At 71.1% G+C, this 9,960-nt stretch carries 9 protein-coding genes; 1 reads left to right on the plus strand and 8 read right to left on the minus strand.

Translation table 11 applies throughout. From position 1 onward, the window contains the following. Nucleotides 1-196: 196 nt before the first annotated feature. From V8J39_RS01400 to V8J39_RS01410, 3 genes are read right to left on the minus strand one after another with little or no spacing between them, the layout of a single operon-like run. A complete protein-coding gene (locus V8J39_RS01400) occupies nucleotides 197-1,501 on the minus strand; it encodes an NAD(P)/FAD-dependent oxidoreductase (RefSeq protein ID WP_336459081.1) in 1,305 nt (434 codons plus the stop codon). Then, nucleotides 1,501-2,856 carry a glutamine synthetase family protein gene (locus V8J39_RS01405; protein ID WP_336459082.1) on the minus strand — a complete coding sequence of 452 codons (1,356 nt, stop codon included), beginning with the start codon at nucleotides 2,854-2,856 and terminating at the stop codon, nucleotides 1,501-1,503. The genes V8J39_RS01400 and V8J39_RS01405 overlap by 1 nt, the downstream gene beginning before the upstream one ends. Continuing rightward, the gene (locus tag V8J39_RS01410) at nucleotides 2,853-3,533 is read right to left on the minus strand and encodes a type 1 glutamine amidotransferase (RefSeq protein ID WP_336459083.1); all 681 of its coding nucleotides are present in this window, start codon (nucleotides 3,531-3,533) and stop codon (nucleotides 2,853-2,855) included. Before V8J39_RS01410 ends, V8J39_RS01405 begins: the two co-directional genes overlap by 4 nt. Before the next feature lie 166 nt (nucleotides 3,534-3,699). Between V8J39_RS01410 and V8J39_RS01415 the strand changes: the two genes are divergently transcribed. Beyond that, nucleotides 3,700-4,962 carry a hypothetical protein gene (locus tag V8J39_RS01415; RefSeq protein ID WP_336459084.1) on the plus strand — a complete coding sequence of 421 codons (1,263 nt, stop codon included), beginning with the start codon at nucleotides 3,700-3,702 and terminating at the stop codon, nucleotides 4,960-4,962. A gap of 439 nt (nucleotides 4,963-5,401) precedes the next feature. Here V8J39_RS01415 and V8J39_RS01420 read toward each other — a convergent pair whose 3' ends face one another. The 5 genes from V8J39_RS01420 to V8J39_RS01440 form a co-directional block, all read right to left on the minus strand. Beyond that, on the minus strand, nucleotides 5,402-6,733 hold the full coding sequence (locus V8J39_RS01420; RefSeq protein WP_336459085.1) for a glutamine synthetase family protein: 1,332 nt from the start codon (nucleotides 6,731-6,733) through the stop codon (nucleotides 5,402-5,404). 47 nt (nucleotides 6,734-6,780) lie between these two features. Continuing rightward, complete coding sequence (locus tag V8J39_RS01425) at nucleotides 6,781-7,611, minus strand: ABC transporter permease (RefSeq protein ID WP_336459086.1); 831 nt, start codon at nucleotides 7,609-7,611, stop codon at nucleotides 6,781-6,783. Next, nucleotides 7,608-8,498, minus strand: coding sequence for an ABC transporter permease (locus V8J39_RS01430; RefSeq protein WP_336459087.1), 891 nt, complete (start codon nucleotides 8,496-8,498; stop codon nucleotides 7,608-7,610). The genes V8J39_RS01425 and V8J39_RS01430 overlap by 4 nt, the downstream gene beginning before the upstream one ends. A 103-nt stretch (nucleotides 8,499-8,601) precedes the next feature. Further along, complete coding sequence (locus tag V8J39_RS01435; protein ID WP_336459088.1) at nucleotides 8,602-9,333, minus strand: transporter substrate-binding domain-containing protein; 732 nt, start codon at nucleotides 9,331-9,333, stop codon at nucleotides 8,602-8,604. 74 nt (nucleotides 9,334-9,407) lie between these two features. Next, nucleotides 9,408-9,960, minus strand: a 553-nt coding sequence (locus tag V8J39_RS01440) for an ATP-binding cassette domain-containing protein (protein WP_336459089.1), incomplete at its 5' end; no start/stop codon positions are given.

Below are 9,960 nucleotides of genomic sequence, written 5' to 3' on the forward strand. Positions count from 1 at the left end.
CATCCTTCGGTGAGCGGAAGTGGCGGCCATCGGGCCTTGTGATCCAAAGCTATCTGGGCGCGACGCGGCTTTCAACATCTGCCCCCGGCGCTGACGTCGGGCAAGCCCTCCGGGCGCAGGGGGGCCGCCGATCGGTCCGCCATCGGTCCGAGGACCGATCGGCGGCGGGGGAGGCCGCGCCTCCCCCCGCCCTGTTTCAGAAGCCCAACCGGTCGCGCAGCGCGTACCAGGACATGGCGAGCGCCAGGAGCGGCGTGCGCAGCGCCGGCCCGCCGGGGAAGCGCGGCGTGGCCAGCCGGCCCATCAGCTCGAAGCGCGCGGCCTCGCCCGCGACCGCCTCGGCCATCAGCCGCCCCGCCAGCGTCGCCATCGCCACCCCGTGTCCCGAGAAGCCCGAGGCCGACAGCACCCGCGGCGACAGCCGCAGGAAGGCCGGGTTGCGGGTCATGGTGATCGCGAGCGTGCCGCCCCAGGCATGGTCGATGCGCACGTCCGCCAGCCCCGGATAGACCTCGAGCATCGGCTTGCGGACCGTCTTCACGATGTCGGGGAAGCGGTAGCCATAGCTTTCGCCGCCGCCGAACAGCAGCCGCCCGTCCGCCGACAGCCGCCAGTAGTTGACCACGAACTTGGTGTCCGCGACCGCCACGTCCTCGCGCAGCACCTCGGCCGTGCGCGCGCCCAGGGGCTCGGTCGCGACGATGAAGTTGTTGATCGGCATCACCCGGGCCGCCACCTGCGGCGCAAGCCCGCCCAGGTAGCCGTTCGCGCCAAGCACCAGGTGGTCGGCCTCGACATGGCCCGCCGCCGTCACCAGCCGCGGCCGCGCGCCGCCGGTCTCGATCGCGGTGACCTGGCTCGTCTCGAAGATCCGCACCCCGGCCGCCGCCGCCGCGCGCCCCAGCCCCAGCGCATAGGCCAGCGGATTGAGATGGCCCGCGCCGCGGTCGATGTCGCCGCCGACATAGACCTTCGAGGGCAGGATCGCCCGCAGCGCGTCGCGGTCCAGCGGCGCGACCGCGTCGTAGCCGTAGTCGCGCGCCAGCGTCTCGGCATAGCCATGCGCGTGGCGGACCTCGGCCTCGGTCCGGCAGGCATGGACGATGCCGGGGCGGAAGCCCGCGTCGATGCCGTGCCGGTCGATCAGCCCAAGCACCAGGGCCTTCGCCTCCTGCGACAGGTCCCACAGCCGGCGGGCGTCGTCGCGGCCCACCGCCGTCTCGAGATCGCCCTGCTCCAGCCGCTGGCCCGAGCCGAGCTGCCCGCCGTTGCGCCCCGAGGCGCCGAAGCCCAGCCGGTGCGCCTCGAGCAGCACCACCGACAGCCCGCGTTCGGCCAGGTGCAGCGCCGCCGACAGCCCGGTGTAGCCGCCGCCCAGCACCGCGACATCCGCCCGGTGCGCGCCCTCGAGCCGCGGGAAGGGCGCGAGCGGCGGCGTCACCGCCGCGTACCAGCTCGGCGGATAGACCCCCGGCCGGTCGTTGGCGTGCAGCAGGTCCATCAGACGTTCAGAAGCAGGTGCTCGCGCTCCCACGGGCTGATCACCTGCAGGAATTCCTTGTACTCGTTGCGCTTCACCGCCTCGTAGATGTTGCAGAACTCGATCCCCAGCACCTCGCGGATCGGGCCGCAGTCGGCAAACAGGTCCAGCGCGTCGCCCAGGTTCGTCGGCAGTTCCGCATCGTCCATATAGGCGTCGCCCAGGCATTCGGGGCGCGGCAGCTTCTTCTCCATCAGCCCCAGATAGCCGCAGGCGAGCGAGGCCGCGAAGGCGAGGTAGGGGTTGCAGTCCATCCCCGCCAGCCGGTTCTCGAGCCGCCGCGCGGCGGGGTCCGAGATCGGAACGCGCAGGCCCGTGGTGCGGTTGTCGCGCCCCCATTCCAGGTTGATCGGCGCCGCGAAGTCCGGGACATAGCGGCGGTAGCTGTTCACGTAAGGCGCCAGCAGCGCGATCACCGCGGGCAGGTAGGTCTGCATCCCGGCGATGAAATGCAGGAAGCTTTCCGTCTCGGCGCCCTTCGGGCCCGAGAAGATGTTGGCCCCGGTCGCGGCATCGATCACCGAGTGGTGGATGTGCATGGCCGAGCCGGGCTCGCCCTCGATCGGTTTCGCCATGAAGGTGGCGAAGCAGTCGTGGCGCAGCGCGGCCTCGCGGATCAGGCGCTTGAAGAAGAAGATCTGGTCGCCCAGATGCACCGCCTCGCCGTGGTTGAGGTTGATCTCGACCTGGCCCGCGCCGCCCTCCTGCAGGATGCCGTCGATCTCGAAGCCCTGAAGCTCGGCGAAGTCGTAGATGTCGTCGATGACCTTGCCGTATTCGTCGACGGCCGACATCGAATAGGCCTGCTTGGCGGCGGCGCGGCGGCCGGTGCGGCCCATCGGCGGCTCGATCGGCATGTTCGGGTCGGTGTTGCGGGCGACCAGGAAGAATTCCATCTCGGGCGCCACGACCGGCGACCAGCCCTGCGCCTCGTACAGCCCCAACACCCGGCGCAGCACGTTGCGCGGCGCCGCGCCGACCGGGTTGCCCGACTGGTCCTTGACGTCGTGGATCACCTGCAGCGTCACGTCCGCGGTCCAGGGCGCGGCGGTGGCGGTGGTGAAGTCGGGCGTCAGGATCATGTCGGGTTCGGTGAAGGCGCCCGAGGGGTTGTCGGCCCATTCGCCGGTGATCGTCTGCAGGAAGATCGAGTTCGGCAGGAAGAAACTGGTCTGGCGGGCGAATTTCGACGCGGGCATCGCCTTGCCGCGCGCGACCCCGGCGATGTCGCCGACGATGCACTCCACCTCGTCCAGGCGGCGGCCGGCAATGTAGCTTTTCGCGGCCTCGGGGATCTGGTCGGTCCAGTCGGTCATGCCCGGTCCCTCCGGAAGAAGGCGCCGATCTTGCGGGCCAGCACGTCGTTGTCCTTGGGGCTGCCGACCAGCCCCTCGGCGCGTTCCAGCAGCGCATCGGGCACCACGCCGCGGGCCCGCGCCTCCATCAGCCCCTCGACGACCGCGTCGCCGAATTCGGGATGGGCCTGCACCGTCAGCGCCCGGTCGCCCCAGCGCAGGCCGGCGATGGCGCAGGTCTCGCCGCGGGCGATGATCTCGGCCCCCGGCGGCAGGGTCACCACCTGGTCCTGGTGCCAGGCGTTCAGCACCAGCCGCTCGCCCTCGAAGTCATAGCCCTGGGTGCCCACGGTCCAGCCGCCGTCGAACTTCTCGACCCGCCCCCCCAGCGCCTGGGCGATGATCTGGTGGCCGAAGCAGATCCCGACCATCGGCACCCCGGCCTCGAAGGCCCGGCGGATGAAGGCCTCGAGCGGGGGGATGAACGGGTGGTCCTCGTAGGCGCCATGGCGCGAGCCGGTGATGATCCAGCCCTCGCAGTCGTGCACGTCGGCGGGGAAGTCCATCGCCTCGACGTGGAAGGTGCGGAACTCGAGGTCCTGGTGGGCGAGAAGCGCGGCGAACATCTGCGGATAGTCGCCAAGCGACGGGCGCAGCGTTTCGGGCAGCTGGCCGGTCTGGAGGATGCCGATAAGCATTTTGGGTCCGTGGTTTGGGTCGCGGCGACGGTATCGCGGCGGACGGGGGGCGGGCAAGGGGGCGCCGGCGCGGCGGCGGTAAGGTTTTGACAAGGGCTCGGGCGCAGTCTGGGGCGGAAGGCACGACGGACGAACGCATCTCTGGCACGCGGACAGGAGATCCGGGATGGCGGGCTTCGGCATCAGTCTACTTCAGGCCTCCGCCGGCGGCGGGGTGACGCGCGCGGGCGTGGTGGTCGGTGGCGCGGCGGGCTCGGGCGCGCCGGGCAGCGCGCTGGTCGAACTGCTGGAACTGACGCGCGACCGCAGGCTGGCGGCCACCCCCGGCACCGGGCGCGCCGAAACCGTGATCCGCGCGGCCGAAAGCGGATCGAGCACCGGGTCCGAGGCCGCGGCGCGCGAGGTCGCGCGGCTGCGGGCGCGGGCGGCGGAATACCAGGGCGCGCTGAACCGGCTGGCGGCGGGGCGCACGACGCTGCTGGCGGCGGGCGACCCCGGATCGCCGGGCCCGGCGGTGGCGATCTCGAACGGTCCCGCTTCGGCAGGCGCTTCCGATCCCGCTTCCGACCCGGCTTCCGGGCCCGAAACAGCGGCGGAGGGCGGCGACCCGGCCGCGGTCGCCGCCGTCCCCGCACGCCGGGACGATGCCGCGCCTGCCGCGCCGGGACCGGGCGCCGAGGGCGGAACCGATGGGGCCACCAAAGGCGTCGGCAATGGCGTCGGCGGGGCCGCGATCGCGGACCCTTCGGCGCCCGCGCCCGACCCGGCGCCCGACCCGGCACCGGTCGCGGCCGGCGAGGCACCGGGTGAGGCAGGGGGCGTCCCGGCCGGCGGGGCGCCCGTGGTCCAGAGCGTGCTTGGCCGCAGCGTGCAGGGTGCCGATCTGCAGACGGCGCTCGCGCGTCTCGCGGACCTGCGCGCGACCGAGGCCGCCGCGCGCTTTCGCATCGCGCTCTCGGGCACGGCCGACATCGACGGCGGCGACGGCTTCGACGCGATCATCGTGCCGGGCGCCGGGGCGATCAGCCTCGGCGCGCCGGACACCGCGGCCGGGGGCACCCGGGGCAGCGATCCCGCCGCCGCACCGCTTGCCTCCGCACCGCCCACCGCCGCACTGCCCACCGCTGCACCGCTTGCCGCCGCGGGCCGCAGCCTCGGCCTGCATGGCGGACTTGGCGACGGCCATGACATCGTCTCGATCGCGCCGGGCACCGATGTCGTGCTGCAGCTGGCGCCGGCGCCCGGCCGCGCCGGCGCGGCCGAGACCTACACCGTCACCCGCGGCGCCGACTCGCTGCGGCTGGAGTTCGAGGGCGGTTCGGTCACCTTCACCCGGGTCGGCGAAGCCGGGCTGATCGCCGTGCAGGGTCCCCTCGATGCCGCCCCGCGCATCCTCAGCACGCCGGTGGGCCTCGACCTCACGGTCTGACCCGCGCGCTCCGGGCGCAGTCGGTCCGGGTCTGGCGCTCCGGGACTGGCGGTCCTCGCTCAGGCGATCCGGCGCCAGCAGGTCCGGCGCGAGACGGTTTGGCGCCATGTGGTCCGACGCCCGGCGGTCCGCCTCCAGGTGGACTGCCGCCCAGCCATCAGGCGCCGCCAGTCTGGAGCGAGGCTGCAGTCTGGAGCGAGGCTGCCCCATGCCTTGCGCCCCGATCACTCCGCCCCGGTCACTCGGTTCCGGTCATTTCGCCCCGCTCGCCCAGGCCCGATCAACAAAGCCCAACCGACAAGACCCGGTTCCCCCGGCCCGATCACGCCGGCCGCCCGCACCGGGCCGACCACCGGGCTTTCGCATTGGCCGAAATATCCCGGGGGAGGCGCCCGGACGGGCGCCGGGGGCAGCGCCCCCGGACCTGCCCCGCCACGGCTCACACCGTGTCGAGGTAGATCTCCGTCTGCTCCTCGGGCGTCAGCTCGCCCATGTAGTGGATCTCCTGCCGCTTGGTCATGACGAAGTTGTCGATCATCTCGCGCGGGAAGATCCGCGGCATCAGCGGGCTGGTGGCGAAGGCCTCGAGCGCGCCCTCCCAGGTCGTCGGCAGCTGCGGCAGGCCGGCGGCATAGGCATTGCCGACGATCGGGTCGGGCGGGGTCATGCCGTCCTCGATCCCGATCAGCGCCGCCCCCAGCACCGCCGCGATCGACAGGTAGGGGTTCACGTCGCCGCCCGCGACCCGATGCTCGATCCGCCGCGCGGCGGGGCCCGAGGCGGGGATGCGGATCGCGGCGGTGCGGTTCTCGTAGGCCCAGCCGATGCCGGTGGGGGCATGGGCATCGGGCACGAGCCGGTCGAAGCTGTTCTCGTGCGGGGCGAAGACCAGCGTCGAGGGGCCGAGCGCGGCAAGGCAGCCCGCGACCGCCGCCTTCAGCCGGGCCGAGCCGCCGGGGCCGCCGTCGTTGAAGATGTTCGCGCCCGCGCCGTCCAGCACCGAGAAATGCATGTGCATCCCGTTGCCCGAGAACTGGTCGTAGGGCTTGGCCATGAAGCTGGCGGCAAAGCCGTGGTTGCGCGCCAGCCCCTTGACCAGCATCTTGAACAGCCAGGTGTCGTCGGCCGCCTTCAGCGCGTCGGCCTGGTGCATCAGGTTGATCTCGAACTGGCCGGGACCGGCCTCGGACATCGCGGTGTCGGCGGGGATGTCCATCGCCTCGCAGGCGTCGTAGAGGTCCGAGAAGAACCGGTCGAAGGCGTCGAGCGCGCGCAGGCTCAGGATCTCGCCCCCGGTCCGGCGCTTGCCCGAGCGGGGCGAGGGCGGCACGCGCAGGGTCTTGCCCGAGTCGTCGATCAGGAAGAATTCCAGCTCGGTCGCGACCACGGGCGTCAGCCCGGCGGCGCGGTAGCGGTCCATGACCCGCGCCAGCGCCTGGCGCGGATCGCCGTCATAGGGCCGGCCGTCCTGGTGGAACATCCAGATCGGCAAGAGACCCGTCGGCGCCGACAGCCAGGGCATCGGCAGGAAGCCGCGCTCGGTCGGCATCAGCACGCCGTCGGCATCGCCGGTCTCGAACACCAGCGGGCTGTCCTCGATGTCCTCGCCCCAGATGTCGAGGTTCATCACCGAGAACGGAAAGCGCGTGCCCTCGGTCACCAGCTTCTCGGCGAAGCGGGCGGGGATGCGCTTGCCGCGCGCCACGCCGTTCAGATCCGCGGCCGCGACCCGGATCGTGCGCACCTCGGGATGTTCTCGTAACCAGTCCATAGCTGTCGCGGGGAGCCTTCACGGCGCCGCCGCCCTTTCTGATGAGGCTACCTGATGATCTGCGCGGGGCGGAGCCTCAGCCGCGGGCGCTGATTGGGGGCGACGTGCCGGTTCAGCCGTCGGTTGATCCTGCCGAAGACCCATTGCAGCAGCAATGTCAGAAGGATGAAGTATCCGCCCACGATCGGATAGGGAATGAAGGGGTTGAAGGTGCGATCGGCGAAATAGCCCGCGTAGTAGAGCGCGTCGCCCATCTGCTGGAAGGCCGGGAAGCCCGAGAAGAACACCAGCGTCGTCGCCTGGAACAGGAAGATCGCCTCGTTGGTATAGGCGGGCCAGGCCAGGCGCAGCATGGTTGGCCACTGGATCCGGCGGAACTTCTTCCACCCCGTCAGGCCATAGGCCTCGGCGGCCTCGAGGTCGCCCTTCGGCACGGCGTTCAGCGCGCCGTAGAAGATCTCGGCGGCATAGGCCGAGGTGTTGAGAAACAGCACGAACAGCGCCCCCGCCCAGGCGCGGGTGGTCCAGGCGGTCTCGACGGTGATGCCGCCGATCTCGATCCCCTGGCGCGGCAGCATGACCAGCGCCTGGTAGGCGATGAAGAACTGGATGAACAGCGGGCTGCCGCGGAACACGAAGATGAACCATTCGCAGGGCTTGCGGATCAGCCTGCGCTCGGACGCCTTGCCCATCGCCAGCGCCGTGGCGAGGAAGAAGCCGAAGGCCAGCGCCAGCACCCCGAAATAGACGTTCCAGATCAGGCCCGAGCCGATCAGGGTGACCTGCTGGCACAGCGTGAAGTCCGCGCGCGGCAGCAGCCGCTCGCCGAAGCCGATCGAGCGGAAGGCGTATTGGGCGATGGTCTCGGCGCAGCTCATGCGGCGGCTCCCTCGGCGCGGCGCTGCGCCTCTCCGGCGGCGGTGGCCTGGCCGCGCGACAGGCGGCGGGTGATGCGCGTGAGGCCGATCTCGGAGATCCGCGTCAGCACGAGGTAGAAGACCAGAAGCCCCAGGAAGTACCACAGCCGCCAGTCGGGGTGCGGATAGGCATAGGCCGAGGTCTTCGATCCCCCAAGCTCGCGCGCCCAGTAGACCACGTCGCGCACGCCCAGCAGGAACAGAAGCGGCGTCGCCTTCACCAGGATCAGCCACAGGTTCGACAGCCCGGGCAGGGCGTAGATCCACATCTGCGGCAGCAGCACCCGCCGGGTGACCTGGCGCGGCGACATGCCGTAGGCCTCGGCCGTCTCCAGCTGCGCGCGCGGCACCGCGGCCATCGCGCCCGACAGCACGTTGGCGGCGAAGGCGCCGAAGACCAGCGCGAAGGTGAAGACCGCCAGGCCGAAGCCGTAATACTGGTGCACCCATTGCGGCGCGTCGTTGGGCGGGATCTTCGCCGCCGGGCAGACCCGGAATTCCAGGCCCTGGCGCACCGGCTCGGTCCAGTCGGGACAGCGGATCTGGTGCAGCGTCCATTCCAGCCCCTGGTCCAGCGCGATCACGAAGAACAGGAAGAAGACGATGTCGGGAATGCCGCGCACCATCGCCATGTACAGCTGGCCAAGCCAGCGCAGCGGCAGCAGCTGCGAGCGCGCCGCCATCGCCCCGGCATAGCCGAAGGCAAGCGCCACCGGCGCCGTGACGGCCAAGAGCAGCAGCACCGTGCCGACCGAGGAATAGAGGGCGAGATGCGTCCCGGTGGTCAGGTAGCAGACCAGCCAGGCCAGCCCCTGAAGGCTGGAGGGATCGGCGCAATGGGCGAACATCCGGGCTCCCGCGGGCTTCGGGCTGCGAAGGGCCGCGCCCCGGGCGGGGGCGCGGCGGACCGGTCACGTGCCGGGACCCGCTCGGGTCCCGGCCGGGCGCGGGTCAGTACTGCGGGACCTCTTCGGCATCGGCGAACCATTTCGCCAGCAGCTTGTTGATCGTGCCGTCTTCCTTCATCTCGGTGATGACGGCGTCGAACTTGTCCTTCAGCTCGGTGTCGGACTGGCGGAAGGCCATGCCGACGCCGCCGCCCAGCACCACGTCCTCGGCCGCCCAGACGAACTCGCCGTTCGATTCCTTCTGCACCGGCACCAGGAAGTCCTTGTCGGCGAAGACCGCGTCGGCCTCGCCGTTGCGCACGGCGGCGACGGTCTCGTCGGCGGTGGCGAATTCCAGCAGCGTCGCGCCCGATTCAGCGACATAGCCGGCCTGGATCGTCGAGGTCTGCGCCGCGACCACGCCCGAGGTCACGTCGACATCGTCGGACAGCGCCATGTAGGCCGAGACGCCCGGCGGGTAGTAGTTCTGGGTGAAGCTGACGATCTTGCCGCGTTCCTCGGTGATCGACATGCCGGCCATGATCGCGTCGTAGTTGCCCGACTGCAGGTTCGGGATGATGCTGTCCCAGTCGTTGGTGACCCAGGTGCAGGTCAGCCCGGCCCGCTCGCACATCATGTCGCCCAGCTCGCGCTCGTAGCCGTCGACCTCGCCCTTGTCGTTGATGAAGTTGTAGGGAGGGTAGGCGCCCTCGGTGCCCAGGCGGACGGTCTGTTGCGCCTGCGCGGCGCCTGCGGCGAGAACGGCCAGCGCGGCGGCCATCATCAGCGTCTTCATCGGTATCTCTCCCACGGGATTTGTTGGTCAGTGTCGGTCTTTGCGGCCGGATCTGTCGCCCGGTCCGCGAAAGGTCAGTGTCCGGAGCCGGCGCGCAGGAACTGCTGCAGCCGCTCGGTGCGCGGTGCGCCGAAGATCTGGTCGGGGGGGCCTTCCTCCTCGATCAGGCCCTTGTGCAGGAACACGACGTGGTCGGACACGTCGGCCGCCAGGCGCATGTCATGGGTCACCAGCAGCATGGTGCGATGCTCGGCCGCGAGGTCCTTGAGCACCTTCACCACCTCCTGCTGCAGTTCCGGGTCCAGAGCCGAGGTCGGCTCGTCGAACAGAAGCGCCCGCGGCTCCATGCACAGCGCCCGCGCGATCGCGGCGCGCTGCTGCTGGCCGCCCGACAGCTGCGCCGGGTAGCTGTCGGCCTTGTCGCCGATCCCCACCTTCTCGAGATAGCGCCGCGCCGCGCGCTCGGTGTCGGCGCGGGGCTTGCCCAGCACCGTCACCGGCGCCTCGATCACGTTTTGCAGGATCGTCATGTGCGACCACAGGTTGAACTGCTGGAACACCATCGACAGGTTGGTGCGGATCCGGGTCACCTGCTGGCGGTCGGCGGGGGGGGGGGAGCCGCCCATG

This window comes from Frigidibacter sp. MR17.24 (genome assembly GCF_037095655.1).
Taxonomy (GTDB): Bacteria; Pseudomonadota; Alphaproteobacteria; order Rhodobacterales; family Rhodobacteraceae; genus Frigidibacter.